General features: G+C 72.2%; 18 protein-coding genes and 1 riboswitch. Of the genes, 10 read left to right on the plus strand and 8 right to left on the minus strand.

Translation table 11 applies throughout. From position 1 onward, the window contains the following. Window positions 1-70 precede the first annotated feature (70 nt). Genes ACF08M_RS04445 through ACF08M_RS04455 form a run of 3 tightly spaced genes read left to right on the plus strand, consistent with a single transcriptional unit; the run spans window position 71 to window position 4,922 of the window. On the plus strand, window positions 71-1,111 hold the full coding sequence (locus ACF08M_RS04445; RefSeq protein ID WP_392183722.1) for an AAA family ATPase: 1,041 nt from the start codon (window positions 71-73) through the stop codon (window positions 1,109-1,111). Beyond that, on the plus strand, window positions 1,111-2,505 hold the full coding sequence (locus tag ACF08M_RS04450) for a DUF58 domain-containing protein (RefSeq protein WP_392183723.1): 1,395 nt from the start codon (window positions 1,111-1,113) through the stop codon (window positions 2,503-2,505). The genes ACF08M_RS04445 and ACF08M_RS04450 overlap by 1 nt, the downstream gene beginning before the upstream one ends. Then, window positions 2,502-4,922, plus strand: a complete 2,421-nt coding sequence (locus ACF08M_RS04455) for a DUF3488 and DUF4129 domain-containing transglutaminase family protein (RefSeq protein WP_392183724.1) — start codon at window positions 2,502-2,504, stop codon at window positions 4,920-4,922. Before ACF08M_RS04450 ends, ACF08M_RS04455 begins: the two co-directional genes overlap by 4 nt. Window positions 4,923-5,730: 808 nt before the next feature. Here ACF08M_RS04455 and ACF08M_RS04460 read toward each other — a convergent pair. The 3 genes from ACF08M_RS04460 to ACF08M_RS04470 all read right to left on the minus strand — a co-directional run bounded on the left by ACF08M_RS04460 (window position 5,731) and on the right by ACF08M_RS04470 (window position 7,834). Further along, entirely contained in the window at window positions 5,731-6,123 is a 393-nt protein-coding gene (locus ACF08M_RS04460; protein ID WP_362204555.1) for a DUF3040 domain-containing protein, read from the minus strand. A 322-nt stretch (window positions 6,124-6,445) separates the two neighbouring features. After that, window positions 6,446-7,204 carry a class I SAM-dependent methyltransferase gene (locus ACF08M_RS04465; protein WP_392183725.1) on the minus strand — a complete coding sequence of 253 codons (759 nt, stop codon included), beginning with the start codon at window positions 7,202-7,204 and terminating at the stop codon, window positions 6,446-6,448. A 102-nt stretch (window positions 7,205-7,306) separates the two neighbouring features. Beyond that, window positions 7,307-7,834, minus strand: a complete 528-nt coding sequence (locus ACF08M_RS04470) for an SAV_6107 family HEPN domain-containing protein (RefSeq protein ID WP_392183726.1) — start codon at window positions 7,832-7,834, stop codon at window positions 7,307-7,309. Window positions 7,835-8,001: 167 nt separating this feature from the next. Between ACF08M_RS04470 and ACF08M_RS04475 the strand changes: the two genes are divergently transcribed. The 5 genes from ACF08M_RS04475 (at window position 8,002) to ACF08M_RS04495 (ending at window position 14,028) form a co-directional block, all read left to right on the plus strand. Continuing rightward, a complete protein-coding gene (locus ACF08M_RS04475; RefSeq protein ID WP_392183727.1) occupies window positions 8,002-8,790 on the plus strand; it encodes an ATP-binding cassette domain-containing protein in 789 nt (262 codons plus the stop codon). Further along, window positions 8,762-10,849 (plus strand): YhgE/Pip family protein, encoded by a 2,088-nt coding sequence (locus tag ACF08M_RS04480; protein WP_392183728.1) that lies wholly within the window; start codon window positions 8,762-8,764, stop codon window positions 10,847-10,849. Before ACF08M_RS04475 ends, ACF08M_RS04480 begins: the two co-directional genes overlap by 29 nt. Before the next feature lie 29 nt (window positions 10,850-10,878). Next, window positions 10,879-11,490, plus strand: a complete 612-nt coding sequence (locus tag ACF08M_RS04485; RefSeq protein WP_392183729.1) for a TetR/AcrR family transcriptional regulator — start codon at window positions 10,879-10,881, stop codon at window positions 11,488-11,490. A gap of 378 nt (window positions 11,491-11,868) precedes the next feature. Next, a complete protein-coding gene (locus ACF08M_RS04490) occupies window positions 11,869-12,486 on the plus strand; it encodes a DUF4126 domain-containing protein (protein WP_392183730.1) in 618 nt (205 codons plus the stop codon). 30 nt (window positions 12,487-12,516) lie between these two features. Next, window positions 12,517-14,028, plus strand: a complete 1,512-nt coding sequence (locus ACF08M_RS04495) for a phytoene desaturase family protein (protein ID WP_392183731.1) — start codon at window positions 12,517-12,519, stop codon at window positions 14,026-14,028. Between the two features lie 67 nt (window positions 14,029-14,095). On the opposite strand, the gene ACF08M_RS04500 is transcribed toward ACF08M_RS04495, so the two are convergent. The 5 genes from ACF08M_RS04500 to ACF08M_RS04520 all read right to left on the minus strand — a co-directional run bounded on the left by ACF08M_RS04500 (window position 14,096) and on the right by ACF08M_RS04520 (window position 18,604). Beyond that, entirely contained in the window at window positions 14,096-15,046 is a 951-nt protein-coding gene (locus tag ACF08M_RS04500) for a hypothetical protein (RefSeq protein WP_392183732.1), read from the minus strand. A 50-nt stretch (window positions 15,047-15,096) separates the two neighbouring features. Further along, entirely contained in the window at window positions 15,097-16,014 is a 918-nt protein-coding gene (gene metF, locus ACF08M_RS04505) for a methylenetetrahydrofolate reductase [NAD(P)H] (RefSeq protein WP_392183733.1), read from the minus strand. A 99-nt stretch (window positions 16,015-16,113) separates the two neighbouring features. Further along, on the minus strand, window positions 16,114-16,767 hold the full coding sequence (thiE, locus tag ACF08M_RS04510; RefSeq protein WP_392183734.1) for a thiamine phosphate synthase: 654 nt from the start codon (window positions 16,765-16,767) through the stop codon (window positions 16,114-16,116). A gap of 137 nt (window positions 16,768-16,904) precedes the next feature. Then, window positions 16,905-17,270, minus strand: coding sequence for an Rv2175c family DNA-binding protein (locus ACF08M_RS04515; protein ID WP_392183735.1), 366 nt, complete (start codon window positions 17,268-17,270; stop codon window positions 16,905-16,907). 71 nt (window positions 17,271-17,341) lie between these two features. Then, window positions 17,342-18,604, minus strand: a complete 1,263-nt coding sequence (locus ACF08M_RS04520; RefSeq protein WP_392183736.1) for an NAD(P)/FAD-dependent oxidoreductase — start codon at window positions 18,602-18,604, stop codon at window positions 17,342-17,344. A gap of 138 nt (window positions 18,605-18,742) precedes the next feature. Next, window positions 18,743-18,856, plus strand: a riboswitch (TPP riboswitch). Between ACF08M_RS04520 and thiO the strand changes: the two genes are divergently transcribed. Next, window positions 18,854-20,035: a glycine oxidase ThiO gene (gene thiO, locus ACF08M_RS04525; protein ID WP_392183737.1), complete on the plus strand. Its 1,182-nt coding sequence runs from the start codon at window positions 18,854-18,856 to the stop codon at window positions 20,033-20,035. It overlaps the preceding riboswitch by 3 nt. Beyond that, window positions 20,032-20,298, plus strand: coding sequence for a sulfur carrier protein ThiS (gene thiS / locus ACF08M_RS04530; protein WP_392183738.1), 267 nt, complete (start codon window positions 20,032-20,034; stop codon window positions 20,296-20,298). The genes thiO and thiS overlap by 4 nt, the downstream gene beginning before the upstream one ends.

Genomic DNA, 20,298 nt, shown 5'->3' on the forward strand with positions numbered 1-20,298 from the left:
GCGCGCGACGGCCCGTGACTGGGGAATCCCCTGCTCCTGGTGAGCGCGGGACAGGGCCGAGGAGGGCCGGGTGACGACCTATGACGATCGAGCGAGCCTCACAGATCTGACCACGACTGCGGAGCGGGTGCGCAGGTCGGTGGAGAGCGTGATCGAGGGCAAGCCCGAGGTCGTACGGCTTTCGCTGACCGTACTGCTGGCGGAGGGGCATCTCCTCATCGAGGATGTCCCCGGCGTCGGCAAGACGATGCTGGCCAAGGCGCTGGCACGGTCCATCGACTGCTCGGTGCGGCGCATCCAGTTCACGCCGGACCTGCTGCCTTCGGACATCACCGGTGTGTCCGTCTTCGACCAGCAGCGACGCGACTTCGAGTTCAAGCCTGGCGCGATCTTCGCCCAGATCGTGATCGGCGACGAGATCAACCGGGCCTCGCCGAAGACCCAGTCGGCGCTGCTGGAGTCGATGGAGGAACGCCAGGTCACCATCGACGGGCACACCTACGAGCTGCCCGATCCGTTCATGGTGGTGGCCACCCAGAACCCGGTGGAGATGGAGGGCACCTATCCGCTGCCCGAGGCCCAGCGTGACCGGTTCATGGCGCGGGTGTCGATCGGCTATCCGAGTGCGGACGCCGAGCTTCGGATGCTCGATGTGCACGGCGGGATCCCGCCGCTCGACGATCTGCAGCCGGTGGCCCACGCCCACGACATCGTGAAGCTGATCGACGCGGTACGGACGGTCCATGTGGCCGACGCCGTACGACGGTACGCGGTGGAGCTCGTCGCGGCCACCCGCAGCCACCCCGATCTCAGGCTCGGCGCCTCGCCGCGGGCCACCCTTCATCTGCTGCGCGCGGCGAAGGCGTCCGCCGCACTGGGCGGCCGGGACTACTGTCTGCCGGACGATGTGCAGGCGCTGGCGGCCCCGGTGCTCGCGCACCGGCTGCTGCCGACGGCACAGGCCCAGCTGAACCGCCGTACCGCCGAGCAGGTCGTCCTGGAGATCCTCCAGCAGACACCGGTGCCGACCGCCGGTGCCCAGGTGCACCCCCAGCACCACCCGGGCCGACCGGCGTACGGCCGGCCGCAGTCCGGCGTACGGCGGGTGTGATGGCTGCCGGGGGGCCGGCCGCGGGGGACGACGGCGACGACAGGGGTGATCTGCGGGCCGCTCTGAGCGGCCTGACCACGCGTGGGCGGTCCTTCCTCGCGGCCGGTGTCGCCGCGGCGGTCTGCGCCTATGTGCTGGGCCAGGCGGACCTGCTGCGGGTCGGGCTGCTGCTCGCCGCGCTGCCGCTGGTCTGTGTGGTGGTGCTCATCCGTACCCGCTACCGGGTCGCCGGCACCAGGCGGCTCTCGCCGTCCAGGGTTCCCGCGGGCACGGAGGCGAGGGTCCATCTGCGGATGGAGAATGTGTCCCGGTTGCCGACCGGGCTGCTGATGCTGCAGGACCGGGTGCCCTATGTGCTCGGGCCGCGGCCCCGGTTCGTGCTGGACCGGGTGGAGTCGGGCGGCCGTCGCGAGGTGTCCTACCGGGTGCGGTCGGATCTGCGTGGGCGTTATCCGCTGGGACCGCTGCAGCTGCGGCTGAGCGATCCGTTCGGGATGTGCGAGCTGACCCGTTCGTTCAGCGCGTACGACACCCTCGTCGTCATTCCGCGGACCGAGCCGCTGCCGCCGGTGCGGCTGGCGGGCGAGGCCTCGGGGTACGGCGAGGGGCGGCAGCGCTCCCTGGCGCTGGCCGGTGACGACGACGTGATTCCGCGCGGATACCGCCACGGCGACGATCTGCGCCGCGTCCACTGGCGGTCCACCGCGCGCTACGGCGAGCTGATGGTGCGCCGCGAGGAGCAGCCGCAGCGGGCCCGGTGCACGGTGCTGCTGGACACCCGGCGGATCGCCTATCAGGGGTCGGGGCCCGACTCCGCCTTCGAGTGGGCGGTGTCCGGGGCCGCGTCCACGCTGGTGCACATGCTGGAGCGCGGCTTCGCCGTCCGGCTGCTGACCGACGACGGGAACGCGGTTCCGGGCGAGGGCGAGGGAGGCTTCGCCGGGTCGACGCAGGAGTCGGCCGACTCCGCGGGGCTGATGATGGACACCCTGGCAGTGGTCGACCACTCCGACGGAGGCGGCCTGTCGCGCGCGTACGACGTGCTGCGCGGCGGCAACGAGGGACTGCTGATCGCGTTCTTCGGCGATCTGGACGAGGAGCAGGCGGCGGTGGCGGCCAGGATGCGGCAGCGCAGTGGCGGTGCCGTCGCGTTCGTACTGGGCAGCTCGGCCTGGGTGTACGACGACGCCCCGCCCACGGGGGCGGACGCGGCGTTCGAACGGCGGCTCCGGATGCTGCGCGAATCGGGCTGGACGGCGGTGGCGGTGACGCCCGGGACGGGTCTCACCCCCTACTGGCAGCAAGCGGCGGGACATCCCGGCGTGACGACTCCGTCCGCCGCCGTCGGCGGCGCCACAGGTGACACGACAGGTTTCTCCGGGGGATGGTCATGAGCGGTCGCGGTCGGCTGACGCTGTGCGCCTTCGCGGCGACGCTGATGGCGGCGGGCTCGCTGCTGCCACTGGTCGAGCCCGCCGGGTGGATCCTGCAGGCGGCGTTGCTGCTGGGGGTCCAGAGCGGGATGGGCGCGCTCGCCCGCCGGGTGCCCATGCCCCGGATGCTGATCGTCGCGACGCAGGCGGTGGTCACGCTGGTCCTGCTCACGGTGGTCTTCGCCAGGGGGCAGGCGCTGATCGGTGTCCTGCCCGGTCCGGAGGCCGTCCAGCAGCTCGCACATCTGCTGGCGTCGGGCGCCGATGATGTCAGCAGGTACGCGGCTCCGGCGCCCGTGACGGACGGCATCCGGCTGATGCTGATCGGCGGTGTCCTGCTGGTCGGCCTGGTCGTGGACGCCCTCGCTGTGACGTTCCGCAGCGCGGCCCCGGCCGGTCTGCCGCTTCTCGCCCTGTACTCGGTCGCCGCGGGACTCTCCGAGGGCGGAGCGGACTGGCTCTGGTTCCTGCTCGCGGCCGGTGGCTATCTGCTGCTTCTGCTGGCCGAGGGCCGGGACCGGCTCTCCCAGTGGGGGCGGGTCTTCGGCGGAGCGACCGGCTCCCGGGGCGGTCCGGCGGCCGGTGCGGCGATCTCCGACGGCCGCCCGACGGCCCCGGTCCGCACCGGACGCCGCATCGGTGCGCTGGCGCTGGGGATCTCTCTGTTCGTACCGGCGGCGCTGCCCGCACTCGACAGCGGTCTGCTGGCCGGTACGGGCGGCGAGGGCGGCAAGGGGGGCGGCGGCACCATCTCCGCGGTGAACCCCCTGGTCTCGTTGCAGGACAACCTGAACCAGCCGGAGAACCGGGAGGTGATGTCCTACCGCACCAATTCCGCCGACCCGCAGGACTTCTATCTGCGGATCCTGGCCCTGGACCAGTTCAACGGGAACGAGTGGCGGCCCTCCACACGCCGGCTGAAGAGTGTGCCGAAGCGGCTCCCGGACCCGGAGGGGCTCGACCCGGATGTCATGGTCACGGAAGTCAGCTCGAACATCTCCGCGTCCCGCTCCTACCAGCAGACCTATCTGCCGCTCCCCTACCCCGCGACCGAGGTCAGGATCGGCGGACGCTGGCGGTACGAGCCGACGGGACGGACCCTCGTCGGTGACGGCGGGGAGACGACCCGTGGTGCGCAGTACGAGGTCTCCAGTCTGGTGGTCCGGCCGACCGCCGATCAGCTCGCCGCGGCGGGAGCCGCACCGGCCGCTCTGCAGCGCGAGTACACCCGCGTTCCCGACTCCCTGCCGAAGGTGGTCGGACAGACCGCGGACCAGGTGACAAGGGGTGCGAGCAACGACTACGAGCGGGCGGTGAAGCTGCAGAACTTCTTCGCCTCGGAGGGCGGCTTCAGCTACGACACGTCGGTGAACTCGGGCACCGGGAGCACGGCGATCGGCCGGTTCCTGAAGGAGAAGCGGGGCTTCTGTGTCCACTTCTCGTTCACGATGGCCGCGATGGCGCGGACGCTGGGCATTCCGGCCCGGGTCGCGGTGGGCTTCACACCCGGCACCCAGCAGTCGAACGGTTCGATGTCGGTGGGGCTGCGCGACGCGCACGCCTGGCCGGAGCTGTACTTCGAGGGTGTCGGGTGGACCCGTTTCGAGCCGACCCCGACGCGGGGCAGCGCCCCGTCCTACACCCAGCCGGACGCCCCGACGGGCGACACGGCCGACCCGGCTCAGCCGGAGGAGGGCCCCTCGGCCGCTCCGACGGTCGGCCCGTCCGTCGAGGAGAGCTGCCCGGCCCAGATGCGCAAGCAGGGCGAGTGCGGCAGCTCGGCGGCGCCGGGGGTGGTGGCCCCGACGGATTCCGGGACGCCCCCGGGCACCATTCTCGGGGTGGTTCTGGGAGCGTTGGTGATCCTGATACTGCCGCTGCTGCCGCTGCTGTGGCGGCTTCGGGTGCGCAAGCACAGGCTGAACTTCTCCGCAGGGCGCACGCCGGCGGATGCAACGGCCAGAACGCTGGCGGCCTGGCAGGAGATCATCGACACGGCGTGGGACCACGGCATCGGGCCGGACGACTCCCTGACGCCGCGCAGGGCGGCGGCCCGGGTGGTGCGGCTGGGGCAGCTCGAACCCGACGGGGCCGCCGCGGTGCACCGGGTGGCGGGGGCGGTGGAGCAGGTGCTCTACGCCCCGGAGCCCCGGTCGGGTACCGGGCTCACGGAGGATGTGGAGGCGGTACGGGCGGGCCTGCGGGCGTCGGCCGGCCGGTTCGCCCGGGCCCGCGCGGTCGTGGCACCACGCTCGGCTGTTCGGGTGATCTGGGCGGCAGCCGACCGCTGGACGGCGTTCACCGGCAGGTGGGCGGCTCGGTGGGGCCGGGTGCGGTGGACGGGTTGGCTGCGACGGCCGTCCCGGCAGCAGGGGTGAGCGGGAGGAACATGCACAGGGCGCCCGCAAGGACGGCGCTGTCCGCCCCGTTTCGGCAGGGGGAGTAACGGGATCCGGGCGGGACGGCCGCGAGGATGGTGCGGCCGTTCCGCCCGGGGCGAATGGAGGAAGACGTCAGCAGGGTGCCCGCAAGGATGATGCGGCCGTCCCGCCGGCAAGGCTGACGGGACAGGCATGGGCCTGCGGCCCGCCTCCGTCCTCGATCCCCGACCGGGCCGGCCGGCAGGCAGGCGCCCTGGTCCGCCCGGCACCCGCACGCCCTCCGTACACCGGTGAGTGGACGGGCCGGGCCCGGCGCTCCCCGTACCTCGCCGGCAGCCCTCACGGCCCCGTGGGCCGCTCAGCGGGCCCGGCGAAGGGAGGACGGCGAGCGGCCGACGGGACCAGCCTTCCCCTGTGCCCGCCCACTCGTCCGCTCCCCCACCCGCCTCGGCGGCGAATCAACGCGAATCGCCCTGGCCCTCTCCCTGGCCGCCCGGCACCCGCTCGCTCCCGACAGCAAGCAGGCCCAGCCCTCCCCTGCACCGCCCGCCGACGTTCCGCCGCCCTCTCGCCTTTGGTCCTCCCGCCCCCGGCAACGGACAAGGCCCGGCCCCACCGCAAGGCCCGGTCACGGCAGCCCCCTGTCCCCCTGCCCCCTGGATGGCCGTACGGGCTGGAGGATTTCCCGGGCCTGCCCGGGGCCGAAGGCAAAGCCGGGGAGGACGGCCGGCCCGGCCTTACCCGGGCACGCGTGAGGGGCGGCTGCGAAACCGCGGCCGCCCCTCACCCGAAGACTGTCCGGGCCCTATTGGCCCTGCTCGTCACGGCGGCGCTGCCACCGCTGCTCGATCCGGTTCATCACGGTCCGGCGCTGCCTGGGCCGACGGCTGTCGCCACCGCCTCCGGCTGCCTGTCGCTCGCCCGGCTTGGGCGCCTTGCGCCAGCCCGTGACCGCAAGGACCGCACAGCCGAGCATGACGAGAAACCCCACCACGCTGATCCAGATCTGCTGGGCGACCATTCCGGCCATGAGGAGCGCGATACCCACCAGGAAGCCTGCGACCGCCTGGTAGACCCGTCGCCGGGTATACGTACGCAGCCCGCTTCCCTCGAGCGCTGTAGCGAACTTGGGATCTTCGGCGTACAGCGCTCGCTCCATTTGCTCGAGCATTCGCTGCTCGTGCTCCGAGAGCGGCACGGAGTCCTCCTCGTTGTCGGCCGCGGGGGGCGGCCGGTATGCGGCCCTTCCAGGATAGGCAGGGAATCGCCCCCGTGAAACCCGCCCTCTTTTTGCCAATCAGCCAGTCCGGGCCGCCACGACGGCTCGGCTGCTGAGGCGTAGATTCCCCAACCTCCGATCCGTCATGCCGGATGGTGTCCCCCGATCATACGGGGCGCAGCCCCCGATCGGGGGTCCTGGGCCGTACTCCATCTGCGGCTGCTTCCCTGATCAGCCGTGCTACAGCCGCGCTACCACTCGCCCGCGGCCACGCCCGGCCGCGCTGCGTGCCCGGAATGCCTCAGGCGCGCTTCGTGCCCAGTACATGCAGCTGCGTCGCGACCGCGTGGAAGGCGGGCAGCTCGGCCGCCGCCGCCTCCAGCTTGAGCAGGGCATCCATGGCACCGGGCTCGGTGTCCACCAGGACCCCCGGTACGAGGTCGGCGAAGACCCGTACGCCGTGGACCGCACCGACCTCGACATCGGCCGCGGAGACCAGCTCGGTGAGCTGCTCCACGGTGTAGCGCCGGGGTACCGGGTCGCCCGCGCCCCAGCGGCCCGCCGGGTCGCCGAGCGCCTGCCGGGCCTCGGTGAAGTGCCCGGCGAGCGCCCGGGCCAGGACGGCGCCGCCCAGCCCGGCGGCGAGCAGGCTGAGCGCACCCGCCGGACGGAGCGCCTCGACCGCGTTGCGCACGCCCTCGGCGGGGTCGTCCACGTACTCCAGGACTCCGTGGCACAACACCGCGTCGTAACCACCGCGCTCGACCACGTCGAACAGGCCGTGGATGTCGCCCTGGACTCCGTGGACCCGGTCGGCGACCCCGGCCTCGGCGGCGCGGCGCTCCAGGGCGAAGAGCGCGTTCGGGCTGGGGTCGACGACGGTGACCCGGTGGCCGAGGCGGGCCACCGGGACCGCGAAGTTGCCGGTGCCGCCGCCGGTGTCCAGAACATCCAGGGCGTCCCTGCCGGTCGCCTTGACCTGATGGTCGAGGGCGTCCTTCAGCACCTCCCAGACCACGGCGGTACGGAGGGAGGCGCGGGGGCGCAGCTGGTCCGACACGGCAGATGACTCCTCGGCACGGTGCCGCCGCTGACGGCGGAGCGTGAACAGTGCAGGTGGTGCAGGTGCTGTCCACCCTATTGCCTCGCGCCGCCGTCGCCGTCATCCCGCGTCGGGCCGCTCCTTGCGGGCCTGTGGGAGCACCGGCTGAAGCACCAGCAGCCGCTCGACCAGGCGCAGGAACATCCCCGCGTCACGCAGCAGGTCGTCGGCGTCCCGTCGGCTGGCCGCACCCGGTATGCCGGCTTCCGCGCGGGCCCTGCGGCGGGCACCGGAGGCGAACAGCGCGCTCCATTCGGTCAGTTCGGGAGCTATTTCCGGGAGGACCTCCCAGGCGCTGCGGATCCGCTCCCGGCGGCGCCTGGAGGTCTCGGGGCGGCCCCGCGCGGCGAGCACGGCGGCGGCGGTGCGCAGCGCGGCGAGGTGGGCGGTGGCGTACCGCTCGTTCGGAACATCGAGAACGGCGGCCTCGTCGAGGCCGGCGCGGGCCTGGGCGAGCAGATCGAGTGCGGCGGGCGGCGCCGTGGTGCGGCGCGGAACGGGATGGAGATCGCTTGCCGGGCCGGTCAGTGAGGGGGCAGGGCCGTCTGCGCGGCGCCGCGGTGCGGCTGCTGCGGACGAGTGGGCCATGACGAAACCTCCTGTCTCGTGTAACGGCTCCGTGGCCGTATGCATCCATCGTGGCGGGCACCACTGACAATCGACCTAGCCCACCCCCTGACCTGCGCTTTTGCTTCGATTGCGAGTTCGGGCTACATTTTTGGACTGACTGGTCAGTTCAAAACAAGGGAGAGTCTGTGGACAGCCCGCACGGGGCAGCTGTCACCGCCGAGGATCTCGGGCTCAAGGGACCGCGCGGCTGGGCCTTCCGGGGCGTGGACATCAAGGCCGGGCCCGGCGCGCTGGTGGCCGTCGAGGGCCCGTCCGGCTCCGGCCGTACCTGCCTGCTGCTCGCCCTCACCGGCCGGATGCGCCCCACCGAGGGCCGGGCGGAGATCGGCGGACTGCGCCTGCCGCGCAAGATGGCCGCCGTACGCCGCATCAGCGCACTGGGCCCGGTGACCGGGGTCAGCGAGCTCGACCCCGCCTTCACCGTCGCCGAGCACCTGCGCGAGCGAGCCCTGTTGCAGCGCCGCTTCGACGGTTCGCTGCGCGCTCTGCTGCGTCCCCGCGCCGAGCGCGTCGCCGCCGCACGGGGGCGGATCGACGCGGCGCTGGAAGCCGCCGGACTCGACCTCGCCACCCTGCCCAGGGCCGAGCGGACCTCCGTACGGGATCTGGAACGGCTGGAGGCGCTGCGGCTGTCCATCGCCCTCGCGCTGATCGGCCGGCCCCGGCTGCTCGCGGTGGACGACACCGATCTCAAGCTCTCCGACGCCGAACGCGCCGAGGCCTGGGAGCTGCTGCGGTCCGTCGCCGATGGCGGCACGACCGTGCTGGCCGTGTGCAGCCAGGCGCCCGAGGACGCCATCACCGTACGTACCGACACCACTGCCGCGCCGGCGGACACACAGGATGCCGCGGCCGCGGAGACCACGACCGAGGAGGGACCGGCCGATGCGTTCGCCGAGACTGGCCGCGCTTGAGCTGAGGCGCTTCGGCAGGGGAAAGCTGCCGGTCGCCGCACTGATCGCGCTCCTGCTGCTGCCGCTGCTCTACGGCGCCCTGTACCTGTGCTCCTTCTGGGACCCGTACGGCCGCCTCGACAAGATCCCGGTCGCACTCGTCAACAACGACAAGGGCGCCTCCGCCGCCGGTAAGCGCATCGCGGTCGGCGACGAGATCACCGGCAAGCTCCTCGACTCCAAGACCTTCGAGTGGCACGAGGTGAGTTCCGCCGAGGCCCACAAGGGCGTCGAGGACGGTACGTACTACCTCTCGCTCACCATGCCGTCGGACTTCAGCGAGCGGATCGCCTCCAGTTCGGGCGACTCCCCGGAGACCAGCGCGCTCCAGGTGCGGACCAACGACGCCAACAACTACATCGTCGGGCAGATCTCCCGGTCGGTCTTCTCCGAAGTGCGCACCGCCGCGTCGACCAACACCTCACGCAACTTCCTCGACCAGATCTTCATCAGCTTCTCCGACCTCCACGACGCCACGGCGAAGGCGGCCAAGGGTGCCGACGACCTCAAGGGCGGCATCGGCAAGGCGAAGAAGGGTTCGCAGGATCTCGCGGACGGGCTGAAGAACGCCAAGGACGGCAGCAGCAACCTGGCCGGTGGGATCGTCAAACTGGACAAGGGCGCCGACGACCTGGCAACCGGCTCCCGGCAGGTCGCCGACGGCACCCAGCTGCTCGCCGACAAGGTCAACGGCGTGGCGGCCGACGTCCGCCCGTTCCTGAAGGACAACGGCAAGTCCATCGGCGACACCGCCCGGCTGGTCTCGGACTCCACGCAGACCGTGCGGGACAACCTCGACCTGTTGGTGAAGGCGGCGCCCACCGCGGCCACCACCGCCCACACGGCCTCCGGCGAACTGACCGAGGTCTACCGCACCAGCTGCACGGAGCAGCCGCCCGCCGACCCCACCGTCTGCCCGCCGCTGAAGCGCGCGAAGACAGCGGCGGCCGACGTCGCGAAGGTCGCCGACGAGGTGAATACGCTGGTCACGAACCAGAACGGCGACCTGAAGAAACTGCGCGCCCAGCTGACCACGCTGCAGCAGCAGGCCAACGACCTGGCCGGGAGCGCACCGCGCCTGGACAAGGACCTGAAGTCCGCCGTGGAGAAGGTCAACGCGCTCAACACCGGTGCCCACAAGGTCGCCAAGGGAGCCAACGAACTGCACACCGGCCTGGCCACGGCCAGGACGGGCTCCGCCGACCTGGACAGCGGCGTGAGCAACCTCAAGAAGGGCGCGGCCGACCTGGACGGCGGGCTGATCCGGCTCGGTGACGGCTCGACCACCCTCGCCGAGGGACTCAACGACGGCGTCGGCCAGATCCCCGACTACGACAAGAAGGACCGCGACGCGCGTACGGAGGTCATGGCCGATCCGGTGCAGCTGGCCTCCAAGTCGCTGCACGCGGCCCCCAACTACGGCACCGGCTTCGCCCCTTACTTCATCCCGCTCTCCCTCTGGGTCGGCGCGATGGTGGCGTACATGCTGATCCAGCCGCTCAACCGGCGCGCGCTCGCCGCAGGGGCCTCCGCCTGGCGGATCGCCTTCGCGGGATGGCTGCCGGTGGCCGCGATCGGACTGCTGCAGGTGGCCGCCCTGATGTCCGTACTGCACTGGGGACTCGGGCTGCAGATGACCCGTGCCGCCGGGACGATCGGCTTCCTCGCGCTGGTGACCTGCTGCTTCGCTGCGATCGTGCAGTGGCTCAACGCCCGGTTCGGAGCTGCGGGACGCATCCTCGTGCTCGCGGTGCTGATGCTCCAGCTGACTTCGGCCGGGGGTACGTATCCCGTCCAGACCAGCCCCGGATTCTTCAACGCGATCCACCCCTACCTGCCGATGAGTTACGTCGTCGAGGGGCTGCGCCGGCTGATCACGGGCGGCGGCCTCGGCCCGGTCTGGCAGGCCGTCGCGGTGCTGCTGGCCTTCACGGCGGGGGCGCTCGCCCTGACCGCGGTCGCCGCACGCCGCAAGCAGGTGTGGACCCTGGACCGGCTTCATCCGGAGCTGAGCCTGTGAGCGGGTCCAAACCTGTGAGAATCAGGGGCATGGAAAGCAGTAGCACCACGCGCCGCCAGGCCACCCGGCAGAAGCTCTACGAGGCGGCCGTGACTCTCATCGCCGAGAAGGGCTTCTCGGCGACCACGGTGGACGAGATCGCCGAGCGCGCCGGGGTCGCCAAGGGCACGGTCTACTACAACTTCAAGAGCAAGACCGAACTCTTCGAGGAGTTGCTGCGCCACGGCGTCGGGCTGCTCACGGCATCGCTGCGCTCCGCGGCCGAGGAGACCGGGGAGCACGGCGGCAGCAGGGTCGAGGCCCTGGACGCGATGATCAGGGCCGGTCTGGCCTTCATCGACCGCTACCCGGCCTTCACCCAGCTGTACGTCGCCGAGCTGTGGCGCACCAACCGGGCCTGGCAGGGCACCCTCCTGGTGGTGCGTCGGGAGGCCGTCGCCGTGGTCGAGGGGGTGCTGCGCGAGGGGGTGGAGAACGGCGAGCTCAGCGAGGAGATCGACATCCCGCTGACGGCGGCCGCCCTGGTCGGCATGGTGCTGGTGGCCGCCCTCGACTGGCAGGCGTTCCAGCCGGAGCGGTCGATCGACGATGTGCACTCGGCGCTGTCGCTGCTGCTGCACGGGCGGGTCAGCGGACGCTGATCCCGGCGGCGGGGTGCCGCTCCTGCGGTTCCCCGTCCGGACATGCGAAGGCGCCGGTCCGGTGAGGCTCGATCCCCCCGAGCCTGCGCCGGACCGGCGTCTTCCGTGCTGCCGGAGAGCATTCCCCCGCGACCCCCGTTTCCCCCTGGTCCCGGGCTCTCCGTCGTACTCCCCCGTTCAGGAGAAGTGCCGCATCCGTTCCGCCGCCCCGTGCCGGCGGTGCCGGTGCCGCGCCCCTCTCCGTGGGCTCCACTCTCCCGTCCGCGCAGGTCGGAACCCATCCGCACAGCTACTCATCTCCTTGCCTAGGTACGGATACTCAGAGCTGAGCACCGATCCCCGCCCCGGGCCGCACACCATCTGGTTACGATCGCGTCCGTGTCCGTACTCCCTCTGGTGTTCACAAGCGGCTGGGCGAGCGGGATCAACGCCTACGCGGTGGTCCTGCTGCTCGGTGTCTTCGGCGCGACCGGTCTGAGCGACGAGGTGCCCGCGTCGCTGCAGCGCACCGATGTCCTGGTCGTGGCCGCGGTGCTCTTCCTGTGCGAGGCGGTGGCGGACAAGATCCCGTATGTCGACTCTGTCTGGGACTCGGCGCACATCGTCATCCGGCCGGTCGCCGGGGCCGTCGTGGCGGCGCTGCTGGCCGGGGAGAGCGGTTCGCTGCCGGAGCTCGCGGCCGGGGCCGTCGGTGGTTCCACCGCGCTGATGAGTCATCTGGTGAAGGCGGGCACCAGGATGGCGGTCAACACCTCCCCCGAACCGTTCAGCAATGTCGTGGTGAGCACGGCCGAGGACCTGGGCGTCGCGGGGATCGTCACCTTCGCGATTTTCCATCCGCTGGTGGCAGCGGTCATCGCCGGGACGTTCCTGCTGCTCGGCATGGTGGTACTGGCCTTCCTGGCCTCCAAGATCCGCCGCTTCCTGCGCCGCAGGGCGCAGCGCCGCGAGGAGAAACGCCTGGCCGGAGCCGCTTCGCACTGGCCACTGGACTGAGTGTCGGAGGTGGCCGTTAAGGTCACTGACATGGCACGTATTGCGGTGATCGGCGCCGGGATGGGCGCGATGGCGGCGGCCGCCCGGCTCGCCGTGGCAGGCCACCGGGTGACGGTGTACGAGCGGTCCGGGACCTTCGGCGGCTCGGTCGGGCGGTACGCCCATGAGGGCTTCGCCTTCGACACCGGCCCCGCGCTGCTGCATCTGCCCGCGGTCTACCGGGACTTGTTCGTGAAGACGGGCAAGGAACCGCTGGAGCGGTGCGTCACCATGACCCAGGTCGATCCGGCGAGCCGCCACGTCTTCGCGGACGGCACGGCGGTCTCGCTGCCGAACGCGTCACGGGCCGGGGTGGTCTCCGCCCTGGACAGCGCGCTCGGCGGCGGGGCGGGCGCGGCCTGGGGCGAGTTCCTCGACCGGGCGCGCGATGCCTGGGACCGCTCCCGGCGTCCGCTGCTCGAAGAGCCGCTGCGCTCCGACTGGCAGGTGCTCGGCCGGGATCCGTATCCGGCGCTCCGGCAGCGCCGCCTGCTGCGCGCCGCCCGGCAGGCGGGCACGGTCGCCGAGATCGGCGCCTGGGAGCTGCCGGACCCCCGGCTGGCCACGCTTCTCGACGGGTACGCCCTGTCGTACGGACTCGACCCGCTGCGTGCGCCGGCGGCGGCCGCCCTGCTGCCGTACATGGAGGAGACCTTCGGCAGCTGGTACGTCTCCGGTGGGATCCGGGCCCTGGCACAGGCGGTGTACGAGCGGTGTCTGGCCAGGAAGGTGGAGTTCGTCTTCGGCGCCGAGGTGGCCCGGGTCGTCGAGAAGGACGGCCGGGCGGCGGGCGTCGAGCTCGTGGACGGGACGGTTGCCGAGGCCGGTCATGTGGTGCTGGGAGCCCGTCCGCGTCCGGGCCTGGTACCCGGTCAGGAACTGTGGCGGGACGGCGACGTGGGGGTGCGGCCGGGCCAGGGGGTGGTGCCGGGTCGGTTCCTGGTCCTGCTGTCGCTGCGCGGCGCCCGGCCCGCGGATGCCGTGCACCGGACCCTGGTGCATCCGGCGGACGGCGCGGCGGAGCGCGAGGCGGTGTTCGGTGGCGGGCTCGCCGGCCGTCCCACGGTGACGGTGCTGCGCCCGGACGACCCGTCGACCCGCCCCGACGACGCGCACGAGGCGGTGACGCTGATGGCGACGGTCGCCCCGCACGGTGCGGTCGACTGGACGGACCCGGCGTTGCGCGAGCGGTGCGCCGACACGCTGATCGAGGTGGCCGGCGCCGCCGTGCCCGGCATACGGGAGCGGCTGCTCCACGCCGAGGTGCGGACCCCTGCTGAGACGGCGGCGGCCACCGGGACCGAGGGCGGCTCGGTACCCGCCCCCGCGCTCGCCGGGGCGCAGGGCGCGTATCTGCATCCGGGCAACCGCACCCGGCTGCCGGGGCTCTACGCCGCGGGCGGCTGGTCGCACCCGGGCGGTGGGCTCGCCCATGCGGGAATGTCGGGGGCGCTGGTCGCCGGGCTGATCGTCGAGGGGGACGGGTTCCGGGGCTCCCAGTGAGGGAGAAGCGGGCGGACGCACCGCCCGCCGTCTCCTCAGCGGCCCTCCGCCCCCTGCCGGACCGTCGTCAGTAGCGGTGCTGCTGCTCGTCGTAGCCGTTGCCGTTGCCGTTGCCGTTGCCGTTGCCGTAGCCGTTCGGGTACGGGGTGGGCTGCGCGGGCTGCTCCGCAGGCGTGGACGGGTACTGCTCGCCCTCGCGCTGCTGCGGCACCCAGACACCACCGGGCGGTGTCTCGGGGTGCTGCTGGGCGTGCGGGTCCGCGGCGTACTGCTGGGGGCCGTCGTAGCCGTTGCCGTAGCCGTCGTACGGGGCGTACTGCGTGGAGCCACCGGTGGCGCCGGTCCCGATGTACGGGTCGGAGTACGCGGCGTACTGCTGCTCGCCGGTGCCGTAGTCGTACTGCCCCTGCCCCTGCCCCTGTCCGGCGAAGGAGTCCTGGCCGCCGAAGGAGTCCTGCCCCGGCGCCGGGTACGAGGGGTTGGCATAGGGGTCGTACGCGGCGTACTGCGGCTGCTGATCCATCTGTCCGCCCGGGCCCTGCTGCGACCGCTGATGAGCGTGGTAGACGCCGTACTGCCCGGTGTCGTCCGGCAGCGGCTCCGGCGCGTAGACCGCGGCCCCGGGTGCCTCGGACGACGCTGCGGTGGTGTCGGCACGCTCCGGGATCCGCTCGTCGTGCTCCATCTCCAGGCCCGACACCTCGAGTTTGGGCTCTCGGCTCTCCCGGCCGCCCCCGCCCCGGCGGCGACGGCTCGCGCCGGGCCTGCCCCCTATCGCCCAGCCGGTGGAGAAGCCGCGCCGGAAGGACAGCGTGACGTACGTCTGACCGGTCGCGAACGCGATCGCGCCGACGGCGATGACGATCACGGACGGTATCAGCACGCCGACGACCACACAGCCGAAGCCCGCGAAGGCGAGCAGACGCCAGCGAAGCCGCGCCTTGTACTGCAGAAGCACCTCGCCCAGCAGCCACAGCGCGACTATTCCGAACGCGATGTAGAGGACCGTCCAGCCCATGCCCGCCCCCTCCTACGGCCACCGCCCCGGATCGCGGCGGGTACGGCCGGTCACGACTGCTTGTGCAGTCCGAGATTCTCGTAGATTTCGAGCGTCGCGGTCGAGTTGTTGAGCGTGATGAAGTGCAGTCCGGGCACACCCTCGGATCGCAGCCTCGCGCAGAACTGCGTTGCGAAGTCGATGCCAATGGAGCGTACAGCGGCGGGGTCGTCCTTGGCTGCGAGGATGCGTTCTTTCAGAGAGGAAGGGAAAGAAGCGTTGCTGAGCTGCGCAAACCGGTCCAACTGCTTGACGCTGGTCAGCGGCATGACCTCGGGGATGATCGGGGTTTCGCAACCCGCAGCGACCACGCGGTCACGCATCCGCAGATAGTCCTCCGGATTGAAGAACATCTGCGTGATCGCATAGTCGGCTCCGGCCCGGCACTTGTCCACGAAATGCCGGATGTCGGTGTCCCAGTCGGTCGAGCGCGGGTGCATCTCGGGAAATGCGGCGACGCCGACACAGAAATCGCCGGATTCCTTGATGAGCCGGACCAGATCGGCGGCGTACCGCACGCCCTGCGGGTGCTTGACCCACTCACCCATCGGGTCGCCGGGCGGGTCGCCGCGCACGGCGAGGATGTTCCGGATCCCGGCGTCGGCGTACTGCCCGATCATGTTGCGCAGCTCGGCGACGGAGTGGTTGACCGCCGTGAGGTGCGCGACCGGGGTGAGCGTGGAATCGGCGGCGATCTGCTGCGTGGCCTTGACCGTCCCTGCCCGGGTGGAGCCACCGGCCCCGTAGGTCACGGAGACGAAGCTCGGCCCCACCGCCTCGACGCGCCGCAGCGCGTTCCAGAGATTCCGTTCGCCCTTCTCGGTCTTGGGCGCCCAGAACTCGAACGAATACGAAGTCTTGCCGGACGCGAGGAGCTCACGCACCGTGCGCGCGTGATCCGTCCTGGTAGAAGGTGTGCCAAGGGCCATATGGGCAGGTTAACCAGAGCGCGACGGCCACAGGACCAGACCAGCACTAATTGCCCGAATTGACTGGTTGTTTGTCCATCCTTCGGACATCTGGCCGGATCACGCTCCGGCGCGCGCCCGGATTCGCCCGGCCAGCCCGGCGGCGGCCGCCGCCGGATCGTCGGCCTCGGTGATCGCCCGTACGACGACCACCCGGCGCGCTCCGGCGTCCAGCACCTCGTCGAGGTTGCCCGCGTCGATACCGCCGATGGCGAACCATGGGCGCCGGGTGCCGAGCGAGGCGGCGTAACGCACGAGGTCCAGGCCCGGGGCATGGCGGCCGGGCTTGGTCGGCGTGGGCCAGCACGGACCGGTGCAGAAGTAGTCCACGCCCGGTTCGGCGACGGCCGCGTCGACCTCGGACTCGGAGTGCGTGGAGCGGCCGATCAGCACGTCCTCGCCGATGATGGCGCGCCCGGCGGGGACCGGCAGGTCGCCCTGGCCGAGGTGCAGCACATCGGAGCCGATGGCGTGGGCGACATCGGCCCGGTCGTTCACCGCGAGAAGCTTCCCGTGGCGCCTGCAGGCGTCGGCGAAGACCTCCAGGTGTCCGAGCTCCTCCGCCGCCTCCATGCCCTTGTCGCGCAGCTGGACGATGTCCACCCCATGGGACAGGACGGCGTCGAGGAACGCGGGAAGGTCGCCCTGGCGCTTGCGGGCGTCCGTGCACAGATACAGCCGGGCGTCGGACAGCGGCGCGCTGGGCGTGGGCATGGTGCGAGTCCCCCTGGAGAGCATTGCGGAACGGGAAGGCGGTGGAACAGGAAGGCATGGTGGAGCGGACGCCGGATCCGGCGCGGGGTGCGGGCCGCACGGTGCTGCGCGGCCCGCACCTCACGGACGGCCGGCGGTCAGACGGCGAGCGCCTGGGCGCGGCGCTTCACCTCTGTGCCGCGGTTCTCACTCAGTGCCTGGGCAGGGGTGCCCGGCAGGGTCGGGTCGGGGGTGAAGAGCCATTCCAGCATCTCTTCGTCGTTGTAGCCGTCGTCCCTCAGGAGCGTCAGGGTGCCGGAGAGGCCCTTGACCACCTTGTCGCCGTCGATGAAGGCGGCAGGCACCTGGAGCGCCCGGTTCTCACCACGGCGCACGGCGATGAGCTGGCCCTCCTTGACCAGCTGCCGCACGCGCGTCACCTCGACACCGAGCATTTCGGCGATGTCGGGGAGGTGGAGCCAGGCGGGGACGAGAGCATCGATCTTTGCGTCAATCTCGGTCACAGGGACAAGCGTGCCATCCCGGACCGACAGTCGGTAGCCGGGCCGACCGTACGGGGCGCCGGGGTACGCCGTCAGAGGGTCGCCGACTTGAGGGGTACGGAGGGGTCGGCGGCGCGCGCCGGATCGAGGCGGGCGCCGGCCTCGATGAGTCTGCGTCCCTGCGCCAGGTCGCGCGGCCGGCCGACGGCGAGAACCGCGACCAGGACGCCGTCGCGCAGCCAGCACACCGACCAGGCGGGGCCGGTGGGTTCACCGCGCCACAGCAGGGTGTCGGCGCCCCTGTGGTGGCCCGCGTACTGCACGAACCGGTCGAACTGCTCGGACCAGAAGTACGGGACGGGGTCGTACGTCCGCGGCGCCGGGTCACCGCCGGTCGCGGCGGCGATGATGTTGGCGGCGGCGGTCCGGGGACCCTGGAGGGCGTTGTCCCAGTGGTGGACGAGCAGGCGTTCGCCGTACCGGGCGGAGGGGAACGAGGCGCAGTCGCCGACCGCGTACACATCGGGCAGCGAGGTGCGCAGCGCACTGTCGGCGGTCACCGATCCGTCGGTGCCGAGCGCGATGCCGGAGCCGGCCAGCCAGCCGGTGGCGGGCCGTGCGCCGATTCCGACGACGACCGCTCCGGCCAGGATCTCGCGGCCGTCCGCGAGGATCACCCGGCCCGGCTCGATGCGGGCGACCCGGGCTCCGGTGAGGAGTTCGGCGCCGGTCTCGGCGTACCAGGCGGTCATCGGGGCGGCGACCTCGGCCGGCATCGCGCCCGCGAGGGGCCGGTCGGCGGCCTCGACGACGGTGACCGCGCAGCCCGCGGCGCGGGCCGCGGTGGCGAACTCGGCGCCGATCCAGCCCGCTCCGACGACCACGACGCCGTGCTGCTCGTCGAGGACGGGGCGCAGTCGTGCCGCGTCGTCGAGGGTACGCAGCAGGTGGACTCCGGGAACGCCTTCGGTACCGGGCAGGACGACCGGTTCGGCACCGGTCGCGATCACCAGGAAGTCGTAGGGCACGGGTCCCGACGGGGTGTCCAGCTCATGCGCGCCGGGGCGCACGCCGGTGACTTCCCGGCCCAGTCGCAGATCGATGTCCAGCGCCTCGAAGTCGACGTCGAACGCCGAGTTCTCGGCCTTGCCGAGCAGTACCGCCTTGGACAGCGGGGGCCGGTCGTAGGGCTGGTGCGGTTCGGCGCCGATCAGGGTGACGGGGCCGGCGAAGCCCTGTTCCCGCAGGGCCACCGCCGTCTGTACGCCGGCCATGCCCGCGCCGACCACGACGACACGGTGCTCTGCCGACAGGACGGGGCGCTCCGGCCGCTGCGACTGCTGCTGCTCGCTCACCCGTACACCATAAGCACCTGACGATTCATCAGGACAGGGGGACCTCTTCCATGGCGCCCGTCCCGCTCCCCCGAGCGAACGGGCCACGGTGGCTGCTCCCTTACCGGGTCCGGCGGGCGGGGTTTAGGGTGGCCGACGTAAAACACTCGCGGGAGCCCGGACGCACCGGGCTGAGAGGGAGGCTGGGGCGGCCTCCGACCGTACGAACCTGATCCGGGTCATGCCGGCGAAGGGAGGGGCTGGACGCCCATGCGTTCTTCTCGGAACGGAAACGGATCCGACGTCCTGGTCATCGGGGGCGGGATCATCGGTCTGGTGACCGCCTGGCGGGCCGCGCAACGCGGACTGCGCACCGCGGTCGTCGACCCCGAACCCGGCGGCGGAGCCGCTCAAGTGGCGGCCGGCATGCTGGCCGCCGTCACCGAACTCCACTACGGCGAGCAGATGCTGCTGGGCCTCAATGTCGCCTCGGCCGCGCGCTATCCGGCCTTCGCGGCCGAACTGGAGGCGGCGAGCGGGCGGGAGACCGGCTTCCGTGCCTGCGGCACCCTGGCCGTCGCGCTGGACTCCGACGACCGTGCCCATCTGCGGGAGCTGCACGCCCTGCAGCGGCGTTCGGGCCTGGAGTCGGAGTGGCTCAGTGGCCGCGACTGCCGCCGCCTGGAGCCCATGCTCGCGCCCGGTGTCCGCGGCGGTCTGCGGGTCGACGGAGACCACCAGATCGATCCGCGCCGGCTGGCCGCCGCGCTGCTGACCGCCTGCGAGCGGGCCGGGGTGGTCCTCCACCGCGGCTGGGTGGAGCGCCTGACGGTCGTCCACGACCGGGCCGCCGGAGCCGTGCTCGCCGGGGGTACGGAGCTCGGCGCCGACCAGGTCGTACTCGCCGCGGGCAGCCTCAGCGGCCGGCTCCCGGGGCTGCCGGACGAGGCCGTGCCGCCGGTCCGGCCGGTGAAGGGGCAGGTGCTGCGGCTGACCGTGCCCGCCCCGTACGCGCCCTTCCTCACCCGGACCGTCCGGGCCGTGGTCCGGGGCAGTCATGTCTATCTCGTCCCACGCGCGAACGGCGAACTGGTCGTCGGCGCCACCAGCGAGGAAATGGGCTGGGACACCACCGTCACCGCGGGCGGCGTCTACGAACTGCTGCGGGACGCCCACGAGCTGGTGCCCGGCATCACCGAGCTGCCGCTCACCGAGACCCGGGCCGGACTGCGCCCCGCCTCCCCCGACAACGCCCCACTGCTCGGCCCCACCCCCCTGCCCGGCCTCCACCTCGCCACCGGCCACCATCGCAACGGGGTGCTGCTCGCGCCCGTCACCGGTGACGCCATGGCCGCCCTGCTGGCCGACGGCGAACTGCCCGAGGTGGCCCGCCCCTTCACCCCGCACCGTTTCCTGCCCGCCGCCCCCGTACGTCAGGAGCAGCCCGCATGACCGAGCCCGCACCGCTCTCCGCGCCCGGCTCCCCCTCCCCCTCCCCCGCCGGGCCCGCGCCCCTCTCCGTGTCCGTGAACGGCGAGGTGCGCGTGCTCCCCGCGGGCACCACCCTCGACGCCCTCGTCGCCACGCTGACCGCCGCGCACTCCGGCGTCGCGGCCGCGGTCAACGAGACCGTCGTCCCGCGCGGCCGGTGGTCCACCGCCACGCTCGGTGACGGTGACCGCGTCGAGGTCCTGACCGCGGTCCAGGGAGGCTGA

Origin of the sequence: Streptomyces sp. NPDC015032 (assembly GCF_043080425.1) — a bacterium.
Lineage (GTDB): Bacteria > Actinomycetota > Actinomycetes > Streptomycetales > Streptomycetaceae > Streptomyces.